This window comes from Tunturiibacter empetritectus, assembly GCF_014201375.1.
In the GTDB taxonomy this organism is placed as follows: domain Bacteria; phylum Acidobacteriota; class Terriglobia; order Terriglobales; family Acidobacteriaceae; genus Edaphobacter; species Edaphobacter lichenicola_D.
Genome location: NZ_JACHDZ010000001.1, coordinates 20,186 through 41,142, shown reverse-complemented (window position 1 = coordinate 41,142; position 20,957 = coordinate 20,186). Strand labels below are relative to the sequence as shown.

Below are 20,957 nucleotides of genomic sequence, written 5' to 3'. Positions count from 1 at the left end.
GTTCACCACGCATTTCACCACATCTACACCACAAAAAAACCACCAAAAATCCACGACTTTCGCTAAAACCCCTCCAAAACACAACAAGAGAATTTAATCCATACGGCTGCCCCTCACCCACATCCAAATCCCTCCCGCCACATCCAATTGATTGTGACTCAGCCAACCGACCACCTCTTCGCTCCTCTCAAGCTCCGCAGCCTCACTCTTCCCAACCGAATCACCGTCTCCCCCATGTGCGAATACTCCTCAGTCGACGGTTTTGCCAACGATTGGCACCTCGTCCACCTCGGAAGCCGCGCCATTGGCGGCGCCGGCCTCGTCATCACCGAGGCCAACGCCGTCAGCCCCGAAGCCCGCATCACTCTAGGAGACCTCGGCATCTGGAAGGACGAGCACACCCCTGAGCTCAAGCGCATCACCACCTTCCTCCACCAGCACGGCGCCTACGTCGGCACCCAGCTAGCCCACGCCGGACGCAAAGCCAGCATGTCCGTCCCCTGGGAACCAGCTCGCACCATGCCCGCCTCCGAAGGCGGCTGGCCGCCCGTGGCCCCCTCCGCCATCCGCTTCGACGAAGCATACCCAGTCCCAACCGCTCTCGACCGCGCCGGTATGGATAAAATCATCGCCGACTTCGTAGCAGCCACCCATCGCGCCCTCACCGCCGGCTTCGACCTCGTCGAAATCCACGCTGCACACGGCTACCTCCTGCACGAGTTCCTCTCCCCGCTCTCCAACCAACGCACCGACGAGTACGGCGGAAGCTTCGAAAACCGCGTACGTTTCCCACTCGAGATAGTCCAGGCCGTCCGCGCCGCATGGCCCCAGCACCTGCCTCTCTTCGTCCGAATCTCAGCCACAGACTGGGCTCCCGAGTCCCTCGGTCCAAGCTGGGATCTGCCCCAGTCCGTCGCCTTCTCCAAGCTCCTCAAGCAGGCAGAGGTCGATCTCGTAGACGTCTCCACCGGCGGCAACCACCCCGCACAACAGATTCCAGTAGGCTCCGGCTACCAGGTCCATCACTCCGACACCATCCGCCGCCAGGCCGAAATCCCCACCGCCGCAGTCGGCATGATCACCGAGCCAGCGCAAGCCGACCAGATCATCCGCACCGGACAGGCAGACCTCATCCTGCTGGCTCGCGAACTGCTCCGTAACCCCTATTGGCCGCTGCACGCCGCGGCGGTTCTACATCAATCCACCACCTGGCCCGTCCAATACGTCCGCAGCGCACGCGGAAAGACCGAACCACGCCAGCCCGTTTCCACCCCAGGTGCCTGAAAATTCAACAGCCCCTACCAGGGAAAATTACAAACCACGCTGGCGGGAGTGGCCTATACTGGCAGCAGCCGAACGATAGGCCACTCCCGCCGGGCAGGCGGTTCCGGAGCTTCTGGCATGGCGCAGCACCAGCCAATCCGCAAAACCACCCCACCCTCCGGGTCTGACATCCCGGACAAGCTTTACTTCCGCATCGGTGAGGTCGCCAAACTCTGTGACGTCCCCGCCTATGTCCTTCGCTTCTGGGAGAGCGAGTTCCCTCAGCTCAAGCCACACAAAGGCGGCACAGGCCAGCGACTCTATCGCCGGCGCGACGTCGAGATGGCACTCCGCATCAAGAGTCTCCTCTACAACGAGGGCTACACCATCCCTGGCGCCCGCCAAGTCTTCAAAGGAGAACTCCGGCAGCGCGAGCCACAACTAGCCCTCACCATCGAGGGCGCACCCACCAGCATCGACTCCCGCCAGCTCCGCAAACTGCATAAAGATCTCCGCGATCTCCACACCCTACTCTCGAAATCACCGGCCCGCCCCACCGTGCACCCGATTCGCGCTCCTCGCACTCCAAACACCCCGCGCCAAACTCCGGAGAGACTCTTCAACCTTCCACTCCTCCCCGAAGAGGACAAGAGTTGAAGATGAGATTCAACGACGATTACAAGGAAAGCTCCCGCCGCAGGCACTCCTCCCACACACGCGTCCCCTACCTCGGCACCGAGTCTCGCAACGGCGCTCCCATCCGCTGTCAGTATTGCTCCGGCCAGAACTTCCGCCGGTCCAGCCTTCGATCGCAGGACCTCACTGAAATACTCTTCATGCGCTACCCGGTCCGCTGCCTCCGTTGTAGCCAGCGGCAGATGGTGAGCTTCACCGTAGCAGGCATCTCCATCTCTTCCAGCATCAAAATAAAAAAGAGAGGCAGTCGAAACAGCCTCCCCACCCAATGGATAGATCCCTTCAAAGACAGGAGCGGCGACCAGCCGCGAGCCACCGCCTCGACGCCTCCCGACCGCTAGAGCAAAATTCTTGATGAAATAGAACCAGAGTCTTGGCAAAGATGCGGGTGCCCTTGCCTCGATTTCTGAAACATAGGTTTTGCGGCGAACCGTCCGAACTCTACCTCAACAAGAACCACGCTAACTCCTCACAGCGAAATCCATCCCACATGAATCGCCCATAGCGATAGGCTCGCCACCACAATCCAAAGCGTGACTCCCTGCACCATCGGCCTTACTCCGACTTCTTTCAACGTCTCCCGCGTAATGCCGGTCCCAATCAGAAATAGCACAACAGTCAAAGCAGCGCGCCCCAACCGATTGAGAGCAGAAAACAGCGGCACAGACTGCGGCATATATCGCGGCAGGTAACTCGCCGCCACCGCCGCGAAACAGAAATACAGAATGAACCACGGCCACGGCACCTTCGCTTTGCTCTTCTTCAGCATCGCCGTAGCAATCGCCAGCGGCACAATCCACAGCGCCCGAGCCAGCTTCACCGTCGTTCCCACTGCCAGCGCCGTCGGCCCATACTTCGCGCCTGCGCCCACCACCGAACTCGTGTCGTGAATCGCCAGCGCCGACCACAGCCCAAACTGCGTCTGCGAGAAGTTCATCAGATGTCCGATAAACGGAAACAGCAGCAGCGCCACCGAGTTCAGCACAAACACCGTACCCAACGAAACCGCCATCTCCTCTTCGTTCGCATTGAGCACCGGCCCCATCGCCGCAATCGCACTCCCCCCGCAGATCGCCGTCCCAAAGCTGATCAGCAGCGACTGCGTCTTTCCCACCTGCAGCAGCTTACCCAGAGCAACACCAAGAGCCAGCGCAAACGTAATGCTGATCGCCGTGTACATAAAGCCCGATGCACCCGCGTGCACTACCTCCTTCAGGTTCATCCCAAAGCCCAGGCAAACCACAGCAGCCTGTAGCAGAAACTTTGAAAGGTTCCGCCCCTCCCCATGAAAGGTATGCACCGTACTCAGTCCGAACGCGAGTCCCGCAGCCAACGCAAGCGGAGGCCCGATCAGCCCGCTCGCAGAAACAATAATTCCGATATAGAAAAGATACTTCTTCCACATGCATAAAGCATGTGCGCACCTAGTCTGCGAGTCGAGAAGTACTTTCCAATCGCCGATAAGTAATACTTATCACGTATATCAGCTATTGCCCGTCGGCCGCCCCCAGCGCAAACCGCTGAAACGCCGCCGCAGCACCCGTCATCTCTGCACCAGCCAGCCGGACAAAGCTGAAGTCCCGCCGCATCTCGAGCCCCTTCACTGCAACCACCTTCACCGTACCAAGCCGCAAAGCCTTTCCCAGCGCCCACAGCGAAACAAACCCCACTCCCAGCTCCGCCTCAACACCAGAGATAATAGCCTCGGTCGAGTCCAGCTCCATCGCAACCTGCAGCGACCGCAGCGGCAACCCCATCTCCTTCAACGCTCGCTCCACCACACGCCTCGAACCGGACCCCCGCTCCCGCAACAACAACGGCACCTTCGCCAGCTCCTTCTTCTCAATCGCCCCTCCCTTCCGCGCCCAGGCATGATTCGGGCACACAATCAGCACCATCTCATCCTCCACCATCCGCTCCGTCTTCACCTCCCGTCGCATCGCCGGCCCTTCAATAATTCCCAGCGCCACCTTCTTCTCCGCCACCGCCTCCACAATCTGCTCTGTATTCCCGCTCACCAGCGACAGCTTCACCTGCGGATACTGCTTCAAAAACGCCCCCAAGATCCGAGGCAGCAGATACTGCGCCACCGTCGTCGAAGCACCCAGCTTGAGCGGACCATCCGCCTCCTCATGCAGAGCCGCAAGCGAGCGCCGCGCCTCAACCATCGTCTCCGCTGCAGCGTTCGCGTACCTCAGCAGCACTCGCCCAGCTTCGGTCAGCGAGATCTGGCTCCCATGCCCTGCGCCTCTCGCACGGTCAAACAACTGCACCCCAGCCTCTTCCTCCAGCGCACGCACATGCTGACTCACCGCCGGCTGGCTCAGATGCAGCACCTCCGCAGCCTTACGAAAGCTCAACTCCTCCGCCACCGCGCGAAACACCCGCAACCGAAAGTTCTCCAAGCTCACTCCTCACCACGAACCAGACCCGCCACCCATCAGCATAAGCCCACCCGATAAAATCAATTTAACCCGTGGCCATCAACGAAGATCCCAACCCGGCTCTCAGCCCCCTCGAATCCAGTACTCTCGAGCCTGCCACGCCAGCCTCCAAACCAAAACCTCGCCGCAGCCTCTTCGCTCTCCTCCACCCCTCCTCGACGCAGAGCGCCTTCTCCGCCACACTCCTGCTCATGCTCTCCACCCTCCTCTCCGGAGTCCTCGGCCTCATCCGCACCAAGTACATCAACCGCATCTTCGGAGCCAGCCCCGAGACCGACGCCTACAACGCAGCCTTCCAGCTACCAGACATGCTCGCCTACTTCCTCGTCGGCGGAGTCGTCTCCATCTCACTTGTCACCATCCTTAGCCGCTACCGAGCGCAAAATGACGAAGCAGGCGCCGACCGCGCACTCTCCATCATCCTTAACGCCATGGCCGCCGTGCTTCTCCTAGGCATCGTCCTGGCCGAAATCTTCGCCCCCTACTACACCCACATTGCCTTCCGCGGCTTCGACCCTCACCGAGCCGCCCGCTGCACCGCCCTTACTCGCCTCCTGCTGCCCGCGCAGTTCTTCTTCTTCCTTGGCGGAGTCTTAGGCTCCCGCCTCCTCGTCCGCAAAATATTTCTCTACCAGGCCATCAGCCCACTCATCTACAACTCCGGCATCATCCTCGGAGCCATCTTCCTCCATCAACGCTTCGGCATCTACTCTCTCGCCATCGGAGTGCTGGCCGGAGTCATCCTCGGCCCTGCCGCCCTCAATCTTTACGGAGCCTTCCACGGCGGCCTCCGCTATCACCCCATCCTCAACCTCCGCCACCCCGCCTTCCTCGAGTGGCTGCGACTCACCCTCCCTCTCATGATCGGCGTCTCCCTCGTTACCGCAGACAAGTGGATCCTCAGCTACTTCGCCTCCAATGACGTAGGCGGCATAAGCCTCCTCACCGTAGCCAAAACGCTCTTCACAGCCCCCATGGGCATCCTCGGTCAGGCCGCAGGAGCAGCCTCGCTCCCCTTCTTCTCCGCCCTTTACAGCCAGAGTCGATTCGACGACTTCGCCAACGCCGTCAACCGCTCCGTCTCCCGAGTTTTAGCCGCATCCTTCCTCCTCGGAGCGTGGATGATCGCCCTCGCCAAGCCGATCGTCGATCTCTTCCGCGGCGGCTTCTTCTCGCCGGAAGACGCCCGCGCCACTGCGCTCTACTTCACTCTCTTCACCCTCTCCATCGCCTTCTGGGCCGCCCAGGGAATCTACGCCCGCTCCTTCTACGCCGCCGGCAACACCATCACCCCGGCCACCGCCGGCTGGATCGTCACCCTTGTCTCCATCCCCATCTACGCGCTTCTCTTTCACACCCTCGGACTCAAAGGCCTCACCATCGCCTCCGACATCGGCATCGTCATTCAAACCCTGACCCTCGCCATCCTCCTCAATCACCGCAAGCTCGTCCGTCTCTCCGGCCTCGAACTCCGCGAATTAGCAGGCGCACTCCTCGCCGCCATCATCAGCTTTGCCGGAGCGGCCGTCGTAGTCCATCTCCTCCCTCTCCATCACAGCCACCTTCGCGATCTAGTCATCATCGCCGCCGCCACCGCAGTCTGGGCCACGCTCTCAATCGCAACCCTCCAACTAACAGGCTCCAAGCTCCTGCATCAAATCCGCTCCCGCTTTGCCTCGACCAAACAAAGTACGAAGTGACAGCCGAATCGATGTCTCCGCGAACAGGTCTTCGTTCGTAGGTGGCAAGCGCACGGGCCGTCCGGCAGGAAACCCTCTCTGGTTTCGCCTCTGCTCAACAGTCCACTACTTCGCATCCTCATACTCTTCATTCCACGCCGTCTGAATCGCCTCCAGAATCCCCTCATTCGACTTCGCCGGATCACCCACAAATCCCGGCAGCCCTGTCACATACTTGTGCAGATCCGTAAACCGCACCGAATAGGGCTCGATCTCCGGATACTTCTCCTGCAGCTGAATCCCAATCTCTTCCGCATCCGTCCAATCAAACTCAAACGCCATAGCGCCCCCCCCAAATAAACTAATCTCAAGCGGCTAAGAACCGCCTTATTCAAAAGACTACAAGAAACCGGTAACAGTTCCATGGCGCACAACCACCAAACCGTTCCCACACCCTGGTCCGCATCCCTCCTCCGCCGCGATCTGAACGCCCGCGCCCAGCATCTCGCCACCACAAGCAATCTCCTGCACGAACAAACCACCGGCACCGAACCCAGCATCCTCTTCGGTTGCGACGAGCAAGCCCGCCACGGCAACTTCCATCCCGCAAGCTATGCCGCCATCAGCGCCAGCCCAGCGTGGTCACGCCGCCTCGCCAAAGCCCACACCGCCCACCGCCGCGTTCGCGCCCGCGCCGACTGGCAATGGAAGGAGCTCGACTGTGCCAACAGCTCCGACGCCCTATTGATGAACATCTTCTGCCACCCAGGAGTCTTCTCCAACAGCCGTCTCAACCCCGCCGTCGCCAATCTTCTAGGCATCCACTCCGAGACCCAACCCAACTTCGGAATTCACCCCGGAGTACCGCTGAAGAGATCTCATGCCAGCAGAAAGAAGACAACGCGCATCATCGATCAACAAGAATCGACCGCATCACTCTTCAGCGACGCCAGCATCCGCACAAATTCGCCACAAGCGGAAGAAGCGCATCACCTCAAAGACCGCACCGAGATCGACCTACAACTCGGCAAACTCTTCGTCGAAGCCAAGCTCACCGAATCCAACTTCCAGACCGCCAGCCCGCGCCTCGTCGAGCGCTATCGCGATCTCGAAACCATCTTCGCCGTCGAACGCCTCCCCCACAAAATCATCGCGCCACCAACGCACCCATCGGCAGAGGACTTCTCCGACCTTGAAGAGCCACCCAACCCAGCGCCTTCGGCCGTAACATCAGCGCACTCACGCACAATCATCCAAGGCTACCAGCTCATCCGCAACGTTCTCGCCGCCTTTGACTCCAACGCATCCTTCTGCGTCCTCTGCGACGCTCGCCGCCACGACCTCATCGAGATCTGGTACTCCGTCCTCTCCGCTGTCCACTACCCCAGCTTCGCCTGGCGCCTCAAACTCCTAACCTGGCAGGAGCTGACATCCGTACTCCCTGAAGACCTGCAACAATTCCTCGAAGCAAAGTACGGAATCCTCCCCGCGTAGTCATCACACCATCGCTCTCGCGGACTCACCGATACAATTGGAGTCCATGCAAGCCGATCCGTCCGAGCTGCGAGATTTTGCAGCGCATTATACCGACGCCTGGTGCAGCCAGGATGCCGCGAGCGTCGCTGCCTTCTTTGCAGCGAACGGCTCACTCCGCATCAACGACGGCACTCCCGCAGTCGGGAGAACCGCAATTGCGGAAGTAGTTCAATCCTTCATGGCCGCTTTCCCCGATCTGCGCATCGTCATGGACGACCTGAGCATCCAAAACGACCGAGTCATCTACCACTGGACTCTCACAGGAAACAACACAGGTCCGGGAGGCACCGGACAACCGGTTCGCATTAGCGGCTCCGAGACGTGGCATATCGACTCCGATGGATGCGTTGCTTCCTCGCTAGGAAGCTTCGACAGCGCCGAATACCAAAGTCAATTGCGCCCGCGATCACGTGAGCCACGATAACGGGATTCTAGGCGCCGGGTCCATGAGCAGGCTTGCCCTCCTGCACATAGTTCCTGTTCCACTTCGGAATCTCCACCACATAGGTCCCCGGCTTCTCAATCACCGCCTGGCATCCCAGCCGCGAGTTCAACTGAATATCCGCCGCCGTCTCCATCCGATCCAACTCCAGATCCTCAGCCTCGCTAATCCCCGGCGCGCCTTCCTTCACATGGATATGGCACGTGGTACAAGCGCAAACTCCACCACACGCATGATCCAAAAAGATGTCATAGTTCTCCGCCACATCGAGAAACGACATCGGCAATCCATGTCCTTCATACGGCAGCGTGTCGAACGGAAACTCCACCGTTCTGCCCTCAGGCAAAAACGTCACGCGAACCATTCCCTCGCCCGCAGGCTTCGACAGATCCACAGCTTCAGCAATCTTCTTCGTCTCACTCATTGTTCAATCTTCCGTCGACTCTCCGGCCGTAGCCTCATCGTAAATGGATTCTTCAATGCTCTTTGTCTCAGTATCCGCAGCAGCATGCGAGCTGCTCACCTGCGCCTTCGCAAACGGATGCGGAGCCGTAGGCCCCTCTCCTATGCTCTCACCTGCAGCCTCCATCGTCTTGCCCTGCATCGCGCCCGAGACCGCGGTATCCATCATCAACTCCGCAAACCGCCGCGTCGCCTTATCCAGCCGTTCGATCCCGTTGCGAATCACTTTGTACTCCCCACCCTGCACCGCAGCCTCTAGAAACGAGACCTCCGTAGCGATCTTCTCTATTTCCACGCTCGTCAACATCTGCCACGCAGCGTGGCCCTTACCCTTCTTCACCGCACTCAGAATCGTCTCAGCTTCATTCTTCGCCTCAATCGTCTGCCGCTCCTGGATATCGGTCTCCGCGTTATCGAACGAGTCCAGAATCATCGTCTCCACCTGCTCGTCGGTGAGCCCGTACGTAGGCTTCACCTCAACCTCAGCCTCCTTCCCGCTTCTCTGCTCCCGCGCACTCACGTGGAGAATCCCATTCGCATCGATCAGAAACTTCACCTCAATCCGCGGCAGCCCCGCCACCATCGGCGGGATCCCCTTCAGATCAAACCGCGCCAGCGACCGGCAATCCTTCGCCAGCTCCCGCTCTCCCTGCACCACATGGATCGCAACATTCGTCTGCCCATCCACGCCCGTCGTAAAGTGCTCCGTCGCGCTCGCAGGAATCGTCGAGTTCCGCTGAATAATCTTCGCCACCACACCACCCAGCGCCTCGATCCCAAGCGAAAGCGGAGTTACATCCAACAGCAGCAGGTCTTCCGTCGCAGCCGACCCACCCGCAAGAATCTGCGCCTGCACCGCAGCCCCCAGCGCCACCACCTCGTCCGGATTCAACTCCGTATGCGGCTTCTTCCCACGCGCCTTCATCTCAAACAGATCATCCACGAGAGCCCGCACCGCGGGAATCCGCGTCGACCCGCCAACCAGCACAACCTCATCGATCTGCGCCGCGCTTAATCCAGCGTCTTTCAAAGCCTGCCTGCAAGGCCCAGCCGTCCGCGCAATCACGCCGGCAATCAGGCCCTCAAACTGCTCCCGCGAGATCTGCCGCAGATAATGCTTCCCACTCGGCAGCTCAACATTCAACGTCGCGTTGTCCGTACTCGAAAGCAGAATCTTCGCCTCGATCACCGCCTTACGAACCGCCTGCACCGCCTCGCCGTTCCCACGAACATCCTCCCCCAGATCCCCGGCAATATCATCCAGCGCAATCGCGATCATCAGGTTGTCGATATCATCCCCACCCAGATGCGTATCCCCACCCGTCGCGACCACCTCGAAGATCCCCTCATGCAGCTTCAAAATCGAGACGTCGAATGTCCCACCACCAAAGTCATACACAGCAATCAGGCCGTCTTTGTTCTTCTCCAACCCATAAGCCAGGGCAGCGGCCGTAGGCTCATTCACCAGCCGCAGCACCTCGAGGCCGGCAATCCGCCCTGCATCTTTCGTAGCCTGCCGTTGAGCATCATTGAAGTACGCCGGAACCGTAATGACCGCCTTCGTCACCGGCCCACCAAAAAATCTCTCCGCGTTCTTCTTCAACTGCTGCAGCACATAGGCCGAGATCTCCGGCGGCGTCAGCATCAATCCGCCCACGCTCACCTTCAACACCTCACCCGGCCTCAACCCCTCCGCCAGCTTGAACGGAAACAGTTTCAACTCCCCCTGCACGTCCTCGATGTCCCTTCCCATCAGCCGCTTAGCTGAATAAACTGCGCTCGCCGAGTCCGCCATCAGCGTCCCACGAGCAGCATTCCCCACCACCACCCCGTTATCAGTCCAAGCCACCACCGACGGCACCAGCCGCTCGCCGTCCTCGCCGGGAATCACCACCGGCGCACCACCCTCCATATACGCCACCAGCGAATTTGTCGTACCCAAATCAATCCCTACAACCCGTTCATCCGCCATCGCTTCAAATCCCCTATTAGTCCATCTTCTATTGTCCTACAATCGCATCACGAGCACCGCCACCCACGCGCATCTCCTTCAGATGTGCTCCGAACCGAGGCCGATGCATGCTCTATCTTGAGCACAACCCCCACCCCGCCCTCTCTCCCTTCATCAAAAGCCTCTGGTACGCCCGCGACCCTCACGCCACCCACCGCCACGAGCGCGTTCTCCCCACCGGCCGCGCCCAAATCGTCCTCTCCCTCGCCCGCGACTACCTCACCGACGCCAACAACTTCATCAACCCACTCTCACACACCCCGGCAGCCATCTTCCTCGGCATCTACTCCCGCCACCAGCAGATCGACGCCATCGACTTCACCGAGCTCATCGGCGTCGTCTTCCATCCCGGCGGCACCGCTGCCTTCTTCCCCGAAGACGCACACCTCTTCACCAACTGCGAAACCTCCCTCGACGACCTCTGGGGCCGCGCCTCCCTCAACCTCCGCAACGACCTCCGCGAAGCCCCTACCCCCGAACAAAAATTTTCTCTCCTCGAGTTCGCCCTCCTCACGCGCCTCTCCCTCAGCAAACATCAGCGCCGCGACCCCATCCTCGACTACGCCCTCACCCACCTCGACACCTCACCCGGCACCACGACCATCGCCGAGCTCACCCGCACCACCGGCCTCAGCCCCCGTCGTCTCTCCGAGCGCTTCAACCAACAGGTCGGCATCTCCCCCAAACTCTACTGCCGCATCCAGCGCTTCCAGCAAGCCATCCAACAAATGCATCGCGGCTCCGACGTCCACTGGGCCGAACTAGCCCTCAACTGCGGCTACTACGACCAGTCCCACTTCGCCAACGACTTCCGCGCCTTCTCCGGCCTCAGCGCCTCCGACTACACCACCACCAACCGCATCTGGGCCAACCACATTCCGCTCGACTAAAAATCTCCCACCACCGCCGATTTTTCCAAGACGACCCCACAACAACATGGCATCCTTCCAACCATGAACACTCCAATCAACACCACCGGATCAACCATCATCCCGAGCCTCCGCTACCGCAACGCGCTAGCCGCCATCGACTGGCTCGTCACCGCCTTCGGCTTGAAAAAGCAAGCAGTCTTCGTCGCCCCCGACAACAAAACCGTCCAGCACGCCCAACTCACTCTCGGCCCGGGCATGATCATGATCGGCTCGGTCGACAACGGCGGCGAAGCCGGCAAGTTCATGGCCCAACCAGACGAGATCGGCTTCCGCGAAACCCAGGGCGCCTACCTCGTAGTCCCCGATGCCGACGCCATCTACGCCACCGCAAAGGCAGCCGGCGCTGAGATGATCATTGACATCCGCGACATGGACTACGGTGGCCGCCACTTCTCCTGCCGCGACCTCGAAGGCCACATGTGGGGCATCGGCACCTACAACCCCTGGCAACAGGAATCATCGCAGCCAAAGCCCGAGTCAGCAATCGAGCACGCTCAAGAAAGCGCACGTCGATGACCGAAACATAGCCGTCGATCCCATCTTCCTCGTGACCATCGGGAGCGCCAACCGAAGGGGTATACACGTCACGAAGTGACCGCCTGAACCGGGGTCCCCACAAACAGGTCTTCGTTTGTGGGGTGGCCGAGCGCAGGGAGCCCGTCCGGCAGGACAGCGTCTATTTAAATCAACTTCAATCAACCCAACATCCGAAACCAACATCTAGCCTTCCCCCCTGCCCCTCGTGATACCGTCTCCAGATGGAATTAAACCCCTACGCAAAGTACCTCGACGGCAACGACCCCATCCCTGTCCTCACCAGCACCTCCGAGCGCCTCCACACCCTCACGGCTCATCTCTCCGGCGCGCAGGTCAACACTCCACCCGCCCCCGGCAAATGGAGCATCTGCAACATCATCACCCACCTCGCCGACACAGAGATGGTCTTCGCCTTCCGTCTCCGCCAGACCCTCGCCGCCGCTCCCGACCAGCCCCACCACATCATCCAGCCCTTCGACCAGGACGCCTGGTCCCAGCGCTACGCCGTCTACCAGCTCGAACCCGCGCTCGCTCTCTTCGACGCCATCCGCAACTGGAACCTCCTCTTCCTTGCCACCGTCTCTGAAGACGACCGCCACCACCCCGCCACCCACCCCGAACGCGGCACCATGACCCTCTGGACCATCGTCGAGACCATGGCCGGCCACGACATCAACCACCTCCAGCAACTAGAGCGCCTAACCGCAAGCGGCAACTAAGCCTGCACCCCTTTTTTCAAGGTCGAGTTCGCCACCGCCCAATCAGCTTTAGCGCTTTCCCGTGCACGGTTGGGTCAGAGCATTTATTGAAAGTTCTTAGCTAAAGCGATCGAACTAGTCAGCGTGTATCGTGCGGAATACTATGAATTCCGCCACCGACCACAACGTTATGCCGCCACTCGATTGGTTGCCGGGTGAGTGTTCAAAATCTCATCCGCGCCGAAGGCGTGCGCGGGAGATTCGAACTTGGTCAAAACCCCGTTTTTCACGAACGCGGATCATCCGGGTGGCAGCACTTAGTGGAACTGAACGATGACCGCGTCGAGTGAGGGCACAGGATCTACGGAGATATAACAAGCGGACAATACAAGAAATTGCGGTCACCGGCCCGTCATGGAGCCGAGCCGCCACAAACACCTGTTAGGTTTTTGAGATTCCAGATCGCTACATTCGTACCACCGTCCACCATCGCCGCAGCTAGCCAGCGACCATCAGAACTGATTGCGGCGGTGCCATTGCCGAGACCTTCCTTGTGGCAATGTTGTTTTCCACTGGTATCCCAAACACCGAAGCCGCCACCCGTGTAGGCGAAAACCAAAGTCCCGTCTTGATTGAATGCGGCAAAATTCGTGTACCCCGATCCCACATTTGCAACGTCTTCTCCCGAACTGATATGGACAAGGCGCGCACCGTTCGGGCCTCCTACAATCGCGAGGTCTTTCTCGGGGAAAGCAGCAATTTGCGTGACGTAGTCGGGGCCATTCGGCACATCGCTAACCTTGCTCCAATCGTTCGTACTCCATGCAATCAAGTGTTTTCCGTTGCCGCCAACAAAGGCCGTCCCGTCCCGTGAAAACTGCCCCTGCTGTGTACTTGTGAGAGTGGCTACCAACTGGCCGGAAGAAACACCGAAAACTAAATCATTTTCACCGTTTGAGGAGACCTCCAACTGGCTTCCCGCAGCATTGAACTCCAGCTTCTTGATCATTCGCTGAACGCCTGGAGTTGAGGTTGTGATGGACCACGGAATTCTCCTGATCAGTTTGCCCGTCGCCGCGTCGCAAATCTCGATTCCGTTTCCATCCTTCGCAAGCAGGCGACCATCGGGACTCAATGCAACCGTAGTGCCTCCGTCTAATGAGAAAAGCTTTGTTCGCTTTTCAATGTCCCACACGTCTACATGCCCGGGCGTACTTCCAACTGCTAACATCTTTCCGTCGCCACTGAACGACAGGCTTCCAACTTGAATCATGGATGCGCCTCCATATACCGCGAAGGAGCCTTTAGTTCCTCCCTTGCCGTCGCTTTCCATTGGGCCCAGCACGACCCTACCTTTCTGTGGTTCACGCCGTGGTCGCGGAGTGTGAAGTCCGAATCGGGGAACGAGTTGATGGCGGGTGGCCCCGCAGGCTTCTCCTGCGCTAACAGAAGAAGGGACGAAAATAAGGCCATGATGCAGATCGCTCGACTCATGAATAGAAATTACCCTTTCAGACGACCTTTTATGAAACGCCCGTAAAGTCTGCTTTTGAGCAAGTTCCCAAAAACCAGGTCCGACGGCAAATCGGAATCTTTGTATGTTGGATAACAACTTCCCGAGCCAAAATCCTGTCAAGCCCCTGAAACGCAAAACCCCGCGTCAATCCAGCACATTCGCGTGGCGTATTAGTTAGGGGAACTCCACTATAATGAATGAAGGAAGACAAAAAAGCCCCGGCCCATAAGCCAGGGCTCTTTCGTTTTAAGCGGCGCTAGAACCCCAGAACTGGGCAAATTGGCCGTAAACCGTTTGGAATGAATAATCTGCAGGTAAGCCTTTTAGAATGAATTATTTGCGAAGGTTTACTTGCCGCAAACTACTCATAATAAAAGGTTTATACGCGGGTAATAGGGGGGGGGGCCCCCGGCAGAGGAGAGTAACAATGCGGACCCATCACAGCCCCAGCGCCCTACCGTCCCAGGGCCTCGTTCACATCCCGCACCAGGTTCCGCAGGTAGCTCCGCTTGTTCAGCAGTACCACCATCGCGTCTCTCGCTCGGAGCTTCGCTTCCTCATCCCCGGCATCCACGCCGGAGTCCCAGGCCGACCATAGCCCCTCCAACTCCGCCTGCGTCTCCACCATCTTTGCGTCGAAGCTGTCCTTCGCCGTCATCAGGTCGCGCCGCAACTCCGGCTCATCCTCACCCATCTGGTTCGCCGCGCGCATCTCCTGCAGCTGCATGTTCAGCTCGAAGACCTCCTCCAGCAACTCCGGAGGGACAATCTGCTTCTTCTGCTCGCCCGACGCCCGCGCCGCATCCGTCGCCGCCTTCGACTGCTCCTCCAGCTCGACCCCCTCAAGCGTCAGCAGATACTGCGTCCGCAAGATCGGGTCTTTCAGCGTGCGGTAAGCGTCATTCAGCAGCGAACTCTGCGCCAGCGCGGCCTCCTGCTCAGCTACCGGCTTCGAAGCGAAGCGATCCGGGTGCAGCTTACGGCTCAGCACATAAAACTGTTTCTCCAACGCCGCCACATCCAGCGTCAGCTTCCTCGGAAGATCGAAAAAAGAGAAATAATCCATCTACGCCGTAAAACTCGACCCACACCCACAGCTCTTGGTCGAATTCGGATTGATGAAATTGAACCCCTGCCGCATCAGCGTCTCTTCAAAGTCGAGCACCATGCCATGCAGATAAATAAAGCTCTTCGGATCAACGAAGATTCGTATCGCCTTCCCGTCGGTAGGATCGCCGACGGTCGCCAGCCCCTCACCGAACGCATAGACACGATCTCGCTCACGAGGCTGCGTATCGAAGCGAATGTTATAGCTCAGCCCCGAGCAGCCGCCACCCTGAATCCCCACCCGCAGTCCACCCTGCTCCGGCGAAACACCTTCCTTGGCCATCGCAACGCGAATCCGCTTCAGCGCCTTCTCGGTAATTTGAATGCCCTTCTGACCTGGCTCCTGCCCCTGCGCCGTCAGCACATTCATCCCCGCCAGCGGATTCTTCGCCTGGCCGGATGCAGCAGCCCGCTGGGCCTCCTCCATCTCCGCCGCGGTTTGTAGAGTCACCATCGCCATATCGCCGTCCTTGCCGCACCTACCAACAGAACACGGTAGCGACGCGACTGAAAAATGCGCCGCTACCGTTGTTCTCAACCCTGTACCGCCACTCAAAACTTAGTGAGCAACAGCAACCGATGCCGTCTCGGCAACGTTATTCTTCTTCTTCCAGTCGCCGATCGCCGCGCGGATCGCGTCTTCCGCGAGCACCGAGCAGTGAATCTTCACCGGAGGAAGCGCAAGCTCCTTCACGATATCCGTATTCGTGATCGCCAACGCCTCGTCGATCGTCTTGCCCTTCACCCACTCCGTCGCCAGCGACGAAGACGCAATCGCCGAACCGCAGCCGAACGTCTTGAACTTCGCATCTTCAATCACATTCGTCTCGGGATTCACGCGAATCTGCAGCCGCATCACGTCGCCGCACTCCGGTGCGCCTACAAGCCCGGTGCCAACCTCGGCAGCGCTCTTGTCCAGCGTGCCAACGTTTCGTGGATGATTGTAGTGATCTACGACCTTATCGCTATATGCCATCTTGTTTCTCCTGTCTCTAACTTTTCAGATTCCAAACTCTAAAGTGTAAATGCTGCCGAATTAGTGAGCAGCCCACTCAATCTTCGTGAGGTCTATGCCTTCCTTCACCATCTCATACAGGGGTGAAAGTTCCCGAAGCTTCAAAACCACATCGATTACCTTGTCCGAAACATAGTCGATTTCAGCCTTCGTGTTGAAGCGGCCAAAACCGAACCGGATCGAGCTATGCGCGACATCGTCGCCCAGACCCAGAGCCTTCAATACATAAGATGGCTCAAGCGTCGCCGAGGTGCAAGCAGAACCCGAAGAAACCGCAATATCGTTGATTCCCATCAAAAGGCTCTCGCCCTCAACGTAGACAAAGCTCATATTCAAGTTGCCCGGGAGATGATGATCCATGTTGCCGTTGACATGAACATAGTCCAGAGCCTTCTCGAACTTGGCCTTCATGTAGTCGCGCAGTTCCTTCTCACGCTTCGCCTCGGCCTCCATCTCTTGCCCAGCGATCTCGCAAGCCGCGCCCAGACCAACAATACCCGGAACGTTCAATGTACCCGACCGCATCCCGCGCTCATGACCGCCGCCATTGATCTGCTCCGAGATCTGCACCCGCGGATTGCGGCGGCGAACGTACAGCGCGCCCACGCCCTTCGGCCCATAGATCTTATGCCCGGAGAGCGAGAGCACATCGATATTGTCCTTCTGCACATCCACCGGAATCTTGCCGACAGCCTGGACCGCATCGGTGTGGAAGATCACACCCTTCTCATGGCACAGCTTGCCGATCTCTGCGATAGGCTGAATCACGCCAATCTCGTTGTTCGCGTACATGATCGAAACCAGGATCGTCTTGTCGTCGATCGCACGCTTCAGATCCTCCAGATCAATCAGCCCATCAGCCTGCACCGGCAGGTAGGTCACGCGATAGCCCTGCTTCTCGAGCTTCTTGCATGTATCCAGAACAGCCTTGTGTTCGGTCACCTGCGTGATGATGTGGTTGCCGCGCTCACGATACATCTCGGCGATTCCCTTTAGCGCGAGGTTGTTCGACTCGGTCGCACCACTGGTAAAGATAATCTCCTTCGCGGTCGCGCCAATCAGCTTGGCGATCTGCTCACGCGCCTTCTCCACCGCCTGCTCGGCCTCCCAGCCAAACATATGGTTGCGGCTCGCCGCATTGCCAAAAACCTTGCCGAAGTAAGGCAGCATTGCATCCAGAACCCGCGGATCCATCGGTGTCGTCGCGTGATTGTCCATGTAAATCGGCAGCGTTACGCCAGCCGGTAGTGGTGCAGAGGACTCGCTGATCACTACGCCGCTATTGCTCATCTCGTTGCTCATCGTATCTCCCAAACTCATGCTTCTGACTCGTCACTCCACTCAAACTGTCTATCGTCGGCAGCGTACGGCTAAACCGCAATGCTTACCAGACCACCGCCCACCGGCGCTCCCGGTCCAGCCTGCTCCGTATCCCCGGCTTCGATCAAATCCGCGATACGGATTCCATTCAACAACTCCTTGATGCTGTCGTTGACCTTGCGCAGTGGTTCTTTGATGGTGCAATGCCCGGCAAGGTCGCAAGTTCCGTGAATGGTAATGCAACTCGTAATGAAAAGCGGCCCATCAATTGCCCGAATGACCTCAAACGCTGTCATCTCCGTAGCACTACGAGAGAGCGCATAGCCCCCATTGGTCCCGGCATGCGAAACGAGCAGTCCAGCCTTTGCTAAGGTCTGTAGAATCTTCGCCAGCAACTGGGGCGGAATGTGATAAGCCTCTGCAATATCCTTGGCGCTGTGCGCGCTGCCGTCCGTCTGCTCTGCCAGATACTTCAGAGCCATCAGACCGTAATCGGCTTTTTTGGTCAGACGCAGCATGTCGGCTTCGAGCTCCCGCTCCCTTGAAATTGATGTAAATCAGACAATTCCAGTCCTAAATAGTGTACGTCCAAAATTCCGCATGTGCAACCGGAAGGGACAGCCCTCCGATTCAACGTTCCTTCCAGAGTTTTCACCCAACAAAACTCTGGAATCCAGGTTGACAAGGGGTCTGTGGACGCGCAAAATCCATACCATTCACATTTTTCTCCCCAAAATGACTGCCATCTGCAAACATCCCATTGTCAAAATCGTCGCCCGAGAGGAAGACGCTGAATTTGTTGAGTGTCAAAAGTGCGGAGAAGTCTTCGATTCGGCCGAGTACAGCGATATCGCCATCGAAGAAAAGTCTGCCCTCGCCGAGATCCCCTCAGACGACTAGACGACCGTCTGCTCTGGCGGTGAATTCATCCTGCGTAACACAATCCATGCATACTGGGCCGCAGAGAGCGGAGCCAGCACCGCGATTGCGCGCACCAGAACATCCCGCAGCGTCGCAAGCTGCAGTGACAGAAACAGCTTCTGACAGATCACCACAATCAGAGCGACGATCTGCACAAACGTGTTCAGCTTTCCCAACACGCTCGGCCGGAAGTCCCGCAGCGTTCCCGTCGCGAACAGCAGCGTAGCGATCAACAGAATCCCCACGTCGCGGCTGAAGACCAGAACCGTAACATATAGTGGAATCAGCCCCACATGCGTCAGCACCACAAACAGCGAACTCAGCAGCAGCTTGTCCGCAATCGGATCCAGATACAGCCCCAGCGTAGTCTTCTGGCTCAGCCATCGAGCCAGTAGCCCATCCAGCGCATCGCTGATCCCCGCCAACATGAACAGCGCAAACGACACGCCATAGTGCCCATCCAGAATCTCAATCAAAAGGAAGGGGATAATAAAGAGCCGCATCAGCGTAAGCAGGTTTGGCGCGGCGCGAAATTGGCTCAGAAAGGGCACGTTGCGGGGTCAATCCATCCTAACCCAACCCTGCCAAGGTTGCCCCAACGCCGATCTCCGTTTAGTCTTAGAAGACGCACAGGCGCGTAGCTCAGTTGGTTAGAGCGCTACCTTGACACGGTAGAGGTCAGGAGTTCGAGTCTCCTCGTGCCTACCATCCCTTTCAATAGGTTAGACCGAAGGCCGCGAAATTCTCGCCTGCTAAATCTCACCTGCCTCGATCTACCCATCGAGATCTATCCCTACTGAATGGTTTGACAGGCGGTCATTGCTCGCATGACCGAGTCCTTTGCCAACAGCATTGATTCGTTTACCAGGTGAGTGTACAGACCGAGTGTTGTTGTGAAATTGGAGTGACGGAGAAGACTCTGTACCGTCTTGACATCCGTACCCTTGTTGACCAACCAGCTTGCCAATCCGTGGCGGAAGTTGTGAAAGCCGAACCGTTGTCCCGGCCTAATCTTGACCCCGACGGCCAGCGCAGCCGGACGGAGATGATCAAACGCAAGAACACTTGCCGACCTTGGTTTCTGCCCTTTGCATCTCTTGCTGGCGAAAACCCAGTCGTCTGGCCTTCCGTACACCGTTTCCTTTTGCCAGTCCTGCAAAATGGTGGCTAGAAGATCGGTGAGCGGAACCGGAGCCTCTGAGTCATCCGTCTTGAGGCGCTCGACGATTGTTTTCGCAACCCAAACTCAACGGAGGTTGATCTGCTTGGTTTGGTAGTCGATATCCTCCCACTTCAAGCCCAACGCCTCACTGATACGAATGCCAGTGGCAGCAACCAAAATCGCGAGGGCTCGGTCTGCGCCGGATAGAGTCTCAAAGATTTTGGCAGCTGAAGATGGATCCAGCACAATTGGCTTATAGCTCGATTTCGCCGATTGCTCAACCCACCATATTGGATTTGACGATTCTGTTCGCGGCACGAGCCCGTACTTCTGGGCTTGTGTGTACACGATGGACATGAGGCGGCGTAATTTGTCCTTCGTGGGGTTTGCGAGCGGCAATGCGCAGCCAATGCTCTACTTCGAGCGGTTGGATATCGAGAGCCGGGATCGCACCCCATCGCGGTACCAGGTAATTATCAAAGCTATGTTTCACGGTGTATTGGGTTGTGACCGCCAGTTTCTTCGCACCATTGCTAAGATAGCTGGCGGCAAGATCGCCAAAGGCTAACCGACTACTGTTTTTCGTGGATGCGCTCTCTTGCTCGACATGGAAGTGGCACGGCGGTAAACCCGCTCAGAGCCGAATATGTTCAACAGCGCTCGAATCTTCGGCAGATAGAGCGCAGCCTTGGCTGCGATATCGTCATGGGCGCTCCGCGGAATGTGATTGTTTTTCGTGCGGAAGATGCTACGAAGACGTTCATCACGCGAAACGCGGAACTTCTCGATCTACTTACCCCACAGTTCGAAGAACAGTTGCGACAGTACAAAGAAGAGGACAGCTTCTTGGAGCTTGTGCGCCGCACCATCCAAGACAAGCTCACAGGTCATCGTCCTTCAATCGACGCAATTTCAAGAGCTCTCCATATGGGACCCCGCACATTGCAACGAAGACTCCAAGATTCGGGGTCGAGTTTTCAGCGCGTTCTGTACGAAGCGCGTCACCTGATGGCGCGTTACTACCTTAGCAACTCAGCCTTGGAACTGAACGAGGCCGCTTACCTATTAGGCTTCGAAGATCCCAACTCATTCGGACGCGCCTTTAGGAATTGGGAAGGCATGCCGCCGAGCGATTGGCGGGAAGCGCAAAGACCAACAAAGGTGATGTGATCGGTCCTCATGGCGTGGTCAGAGACATAAGTACCGACAAACGTCC

At 58.2% G+C, this 20,957-nt stretch carries 23 protein-coding genes, 1 tRNA gene and 1 pseudogene; 12 read left to right on the top strand and 13 right to left on the bottom strand.

Annotation, left to right across the window (positions count from 1 at the left end; translation table 11 throughout):
* Positions 1-153 precede the first annotated feature (153 nt).
* From HDF10_RS00220 to HDF10_RS00210, 3 genes are all read left to right on the top strand, one after another.
* A complete protein-coding gene (locus HDF10_RS00220; RefSeq protein ID WP_183809353.1) occupies positions 154-1,284 on the top strand; it encodes an NADH:flavin oxidoreductase/NADH oxidase in 1,131 nt (376 codons plus the stop codon).
* A 117-nt stretch (positions 1,285-1,401) separates the two neighbouring features.
* On the top strand, positions 1,402-1,920 hold the full coding sequence (locus HDF10_RS00215; RefSeq protein WP_183809351.1) for a MerR family transcriptional regulator: 519 nt from the start codon (positions 1,402-1,404) through the stop codon (positions 1,918-1,920).
* 2 nt (positions 1,921-1,922) lie between these two features.
* Positions 1,923-2,300: a hypothetical protein gene (locus HDF10_RS00210; RefSeq protein WP_183809349.1), complete on the top strand. Its 378-nt coding sequence runs from the start codon at positions 1,923-1,925 to the stop codon at positions 2,298-2,300.
* A gap of 128 nt (positions 2,301-2,428) precedes the next feature.
* On the opposite strand, the gene HDF10_RS00205 is transcribed toward HDF10_RS00210, so the two are convergent.
* Both HDF10_RS00205 and HDF10_RS00200 read right to left on the bottom strand, forming a co-directional pair.
* Positions 2,429-3,364, bottom strand: coding sequence for a YeiH family protein (locus tag HDF10_RS00205; protein WP_183809347.1), 936 nt, complete (start codon positions 3,362-3,364; stop codon positions 2,429-2,431).
* 82 nt (positions 3,365-3,446) lie between these two features.
* On the bottom strand, positions 3,447-4,364 hold the full coding sequence (locus tag HDF10_RS00200; protein ID WP_183809345.1) for a LysR substrate-binding domain-containing protein: 918 nt from the start codon (positions 4,362-4,364) through the stop codon (positions 3,447-3,449).
* A 71-nt stretch (positions 4,365-4,435) separates the two neighbouring features.
* Here HDF10_RS00200 and murJ point away from each other — a divergent pair, with 71 nt between their 5' ends.
* Complete coding sequence (gene murJ / locus HDF10_RS00195) at positions 4,436-6,103, top strand: murein biosynthesis integral membrane protein MurJ (RefSeq protein ID WP_311732618.1); 1,668 nt, start codon at positions 4,436-4,438, stop codon at positions 6,101-6,103.
* Between the two features lie 105 nt (positions 6,104-6,208).
* Here murJ and iscX read toward each other — a convergent pair whose 3' ends face one another.
* Positions 6,209-6,424: a Fe-S cluster assembly protein IscX gene (gene iscX / locus HDF10_RS00190; protein WP_183809343.1), complete on the bottom strand. Its 216-nt coding sequence runs from the start codon at positions 6,422-6,424 to the stop codon at positions 6,209-6,211.
* Between the two features lie 81 nt (positions 6,425-6,505).
* On the opposite strand from iscX, the gene HDF10_RS00185 reads away from it, so the two are divergent.
* Together HDF10_RS00185 and HDF10_RS00180 are read left to right on the top strand one after the other, a co-directional pair.
* Positions 6,506-7,576: a PGN_0703 family putative restriction endonuclease gene (locus HDF10_RS00185; protein WP_183809341.1), complete on the top strand. Its 1,071-nt coding sequence runs from the start codon at positions 6,506-6,508 to the stop codon at positions 7,574-7,576.
* 46 nt (positions 7,577-7,622) lie between these two features.
* Positions 7,623-8,042, top strand: a complete 420-nt coding sequence (locus tag HDF10_RS00180; RefSeq protein ID WP_183809339.1) for a DUF1348 family protein — start codon at positions 7,623-7,625, stop codon at positions 8,040-8,042.
* Between the two features lie 7 nt (positions 8,043-8,049).
* Here HDF10_RS00180 and HDF10_RS00175 read toward each other — a convergent pair whose 3' ends face one another.
* Together HDF10_RS00175 and hscA are read right to left on the bottom strand one after the other, a co-directional pair.
* The gene (locus tag HDF10_RS00175; protein ID WP_183809337.1) at positions 8,050-8,484 is read right to left on the bottom strand and encodes a 2Fe-2S iron-sulfur cluster-binding protein; all 435 of its coding nucleotides are present in this window, start codon (positions 8,482-8,484) and stop codon (positions 8,050-8,052) included.
* A gap of 3 nt (positions 8,485-8,487) precedes the next feature.
* Positions 8,488-10,494 (bottom strand): Fe-S protein assembly chaperone HscA, encoded by a 2,007-nt coding sequence (gene hscA, locus HDF10_RS00170; protein WP_260177515.1) that lies wholly within the window; start codon positions 10,492-10,494, stop codon positions 8,488-8,490.
* 107 nt (positions 10,495-10,601) lie between these two features.
* On the opposite strand from hscA, the gene HDF10_RS00165 reads away from it, so the two are divergent.
* From HDF10_RS00165 to HDF10_RS00155, 3 genes are all read left to right on the top strand, one after another.
* Positions 10,602-11,423 (top strand): helix-turn-helix domain-containing protein, encoded by an 822-nt coding sequence (locus HDF10_RS00165; protein WP_183809335.1) that lies wholly within the window; start codon positions 10,602-10,604, stop codon positions 11,421-11,423.
* Between the two features lie 63 nt (positions 11,424-11,486).
* Positions 11,487-11,981: a VOC family protein gene (locus tag HDF10_RS00160; protein WP_183809333.1), complete on the top strand. Its 495-nt coding sequence runs from the start codon at positions 11,487-11,489 to the stop codon at positions 11,979-11,981.
* Between the two features lie 242 nt (positions 11,982-12,223).
* Positions 12,224-12,721, top strand: a complete 498-nt coding sequence (locus HDF10_RS00155) for a DinB family protein (RefSeq protein ID WP_183809331.1) — start codon at positions 12,224-12,226, stop codon at positions 12,719-12,721.
* A gap of 391 nt (positions 12,722-13,112) precedes the next feature.
* Here the strand turns inward: HDF10_RS00155 and HDF10_RS00150 are convergent, their stop codons facing one another.
* From HDF10_RS00150 to HDF10_RS00120, 7 genes are all read right to left on the bottom strand, one after another.
* The gene (locus HDF10_RS00150; protein ID WP_183809330.1) at positions 13,113-13,973 is read right to left on the bottom strand and encodes a WD40 repeat domain-containing protein; all 861 of its coding nucleotides are present in this window, start codon (positions 13,971-13,973) and stop codon (positions 13,113-13,115) included.
* Positions 13,974-14,670: 697 nt separating this feature from the next.
* Positions 14,671-15,282: a Fe-S protein assembly co-chaperone HscB gene (gene hscB, locus HDF10_RS00145; protein ID WP_183809328.1), complete on the bottom strand. Its 612-nt coding sequence runs from the start codon at positions 15,280-15,282 to the stop codon at positions 14,671-14,673.
* On the bottom strand, positions 15,283-15,783 hold the full coding sequence (locus HDF10_RS00140; protein WP_183809326.1) for a HesB/IscA family protein: 501 nt from the start codon (positions 15,781-15,783) through the stop codon (positions 15,283-15,285).
* A 99-nt stretch (positions 15,784-15,882) separates the two neighbouring features.
* Positions 15,883-16,299, bottom strand: coding sequence for a Fe-S cluster assembly scaffold IscU (iscU, locus tag HDF10_RS00135; RefSeq protein ID WP_183809324.1), 417 nt, complete (start codon positions 16,297-16,299; stop codon positions 15,883-15,885).
* Positions 16,300-16,359: 60 nt separating this feature from the next.
* Positions 16,360-17,640 carry an IscS subfamily cysteine desulfurase gene (locus HDF10_RS00130; protein ID WP_455685148.1) on the bottom strand — a complete coding sequence of 427 codons (1,281 nt, stop codon included), beginning with the start codon at positions 17,638-17,640 and terminating at the stop codon, positions 16,360-16,362.
* 68 nt (positions 17,641-17,708) lie between these two features.
* Entirely contained in the window at positions 17,709-18,176 is a 468-nt protein-coding gene (locus HDF10_RS00125; protein WP_183809322.1) for an RrF2 family transcriptional regulator, read from the bottom strand.
* Between the two features lie 378 nt (positions 18,177-18,554).
* The gene (locus tag HDF10_RS00120; protein ID WP_183809320.1) at positions 18,555-19,130 is read right to left on the bottom strand and encodes a CDP-alcohol phosphatidyltransferase family protein; all 576 of its coding nucleotides are present in this window, start codon (positions 19,128-19,130) and stop codon (positions 18,555-18,557) included.
* A gap of 80 nt (positions 19,131-19,210) precedes the next feature.
* Here HDF10_RS00120 and HDF10_RS00115 point away from each other — a divergent pair.
* Positions 19,211-19,287 (top strand) — tRNA-Val (locus HDF10_RS00115).
* Between the two features lie 85 nt (positions 19,288-19,372).
* On the opposite strand, the pseudogene HDF10_RS21295 reads toward HDF10_RS00115, so the two are convergent.
* Positions 19,373-20,098: pseudogene (locus tag HDF10_RS21295) on the bottom strand (tyrosine-type recombinase/integrase).
* Here HDF10_RS21295 and HDF10_RS00100 point away from each other — a divergent pair.
* Complete coding sequence (locus HDF10_RS00100) at positions 20,097-20,309, top strand: hypothetical protein (protein ID WP_183809316.1); 213 nt, start codon at positions 20,097-20,099, stop codon at positions 20,307-20,309. The pseudogene HDF10_RS21295 and the gene HDF10_RS00100 sit on opposite strands and share 2 nt — an antisense overlap.
* Before the next feature lie 20 nt (positions 20,310-20,329).
* Complete coding sequence (locus HDF10_RS00095) at positions 20,330-20,911, top strand: helix-turn-helix transcriptional regulator (protein WP_260177514.1); 582 nt, start codon at positions 20,330-20,332, stop codon at positions 20,909-20,911.
* Positions 20,912-20,957: the final 46 nt, after the last annotated feature.

Excerpts from the sequence above, each read along its gene's own strand:
- HDF10_RS00215 (WP_183809351.1), top strand. The coding sequence starts at position 1,402 with ATGGCGCAGCACCAGCCAATCCGCAAAACCACCCCACCCTCCGGGTCT.
- HDF10_RS00210 (WP_183809349.1), top strand. The coding sequence starts at position 1,923 with ATGAGATTCAACGACGATTACAAGGAAAGCTCCCGCCGCAGGCACTCC.
- HDF10_RS00205 (WP_183809347.1), bottom strand. The coding sequence starts at position 3,364 with ATGTGGAAGAAGTATCTTTTCTATATCGGAATTATTGTTTCTGCGAGC.
- iscX (WP_183809343.1), bottom strand. The coding sequence starts at position 6,424 with ATGGCGTTTGAGTTTGATTGGACGGATGCGGAAGAGATTGGGATTCAG.
- HDF10_RS00185 (WP_183809341.1), top strand. The coding sequence starts at position 6,506 with ATGGCGCACAACCACCAAACCGTTCCCACACCCTGGTCCGCATCCCTC.
- HDF10_RS00180 (WP_183809339.1), top strand. The coding sequence starts at position 7,623 with ATGCAAGCCGATCCGTCCGAGCTGCGAGATTTTGCAGCGCATTATACC.
- HDF10_RS00175 (WP_183809337.1), bottom strand. The coding sequence starts at position 8,484 with ATGAGTGAGACGAAGAAGATTGCTGAAGCTGTGGATCTGTCGAAGCCT.
- hscA (WP_260177515.1), bottom strand. The coding sequence starts at position 10,494 with ATGGCGGATGAACGGGTTGTAGGGATTGATTTGGGTACGACAAATTCG.
- HDF10_RS00165 (WP_183809335.1), top strand. The coding sequence starts at position 10,602 with ATGCTCTATCTTGAGCACAACCCCCACCCCGCCCTCTCTCCCTTCATC.
- HDF10_RS00160 (WP_183809333.1), top strand. The coding sequence starts at position 11,487 with ATGAACACTCCAATCAACACCACCGGATCAACCATCATCCCGAGCCTC.
- HDF10_RS00155 (WP_183809331.1), top strand. The coding sequence starts at position 12,224 with ATGGAATTAAACCCCTACGCAAAGTACCTCGACGGCAACGACCCCATC.
- HDF10_RS00150 (WP_183809330.1), bottom strand. The coding sequence starts at position 13,973 with ATGATTCAAGTTGGAAGCCTGTCGTTCAGTGGCGACGGAAAGATGTTA.
- hscB (WP_183809328.1), bottom strand. The coding sequence starts at position 15,282 with ATGGATTATTTCTCTTTTTTCGATCTTCCGAGGAAGCTGACGCTGGAT.
- HDF10_RS00140 (WP_183809326.1), bottom strand. The coding sequence starts at position 15,783 with ATGGCGATGGTGACTCTACAAACCGCGGCGGAGATGGAGGAGGCCCAG.
- iscU (WP_183809324.1), bottom strand. The coding sequence starts at position 16,299 with ATGGCATATAGCGATAAGGTCGTAGATCACTACAATCATCCACGAAAC.
- HDF10_RS00130 (WP_455685148.1), bottom strand. The coding sequence starts at position 17,640 with ATGAGCAACGAGATGAGCAATAGCGGCGTAGTGATCAGCGAGTCCTCT.
- HDF10_RS00125 (WP_183809322.1), bottom strand. The coding sequence starts at position 18,176 with ATGCTGCGTCTGACCAAAAAAGCCGATTACGGTCTGATGGCTCTGAAG.
- HDF10_RS00100 (WP_183809316.1), top strand. The coding sequence starts at position 20,097 with ATGAGGCGGCGTAATTTGTCCTTCGTGGGGTTTGCGAGCGGCAATGCG.
- HDF10_RS00095 (WP_260177514.1), top strand. The coding sequence starts at position 20,330 with ATGCGCTCTCTTGCTCGACATGGAAGTGGCACGGCGGTAAACCCGCTC.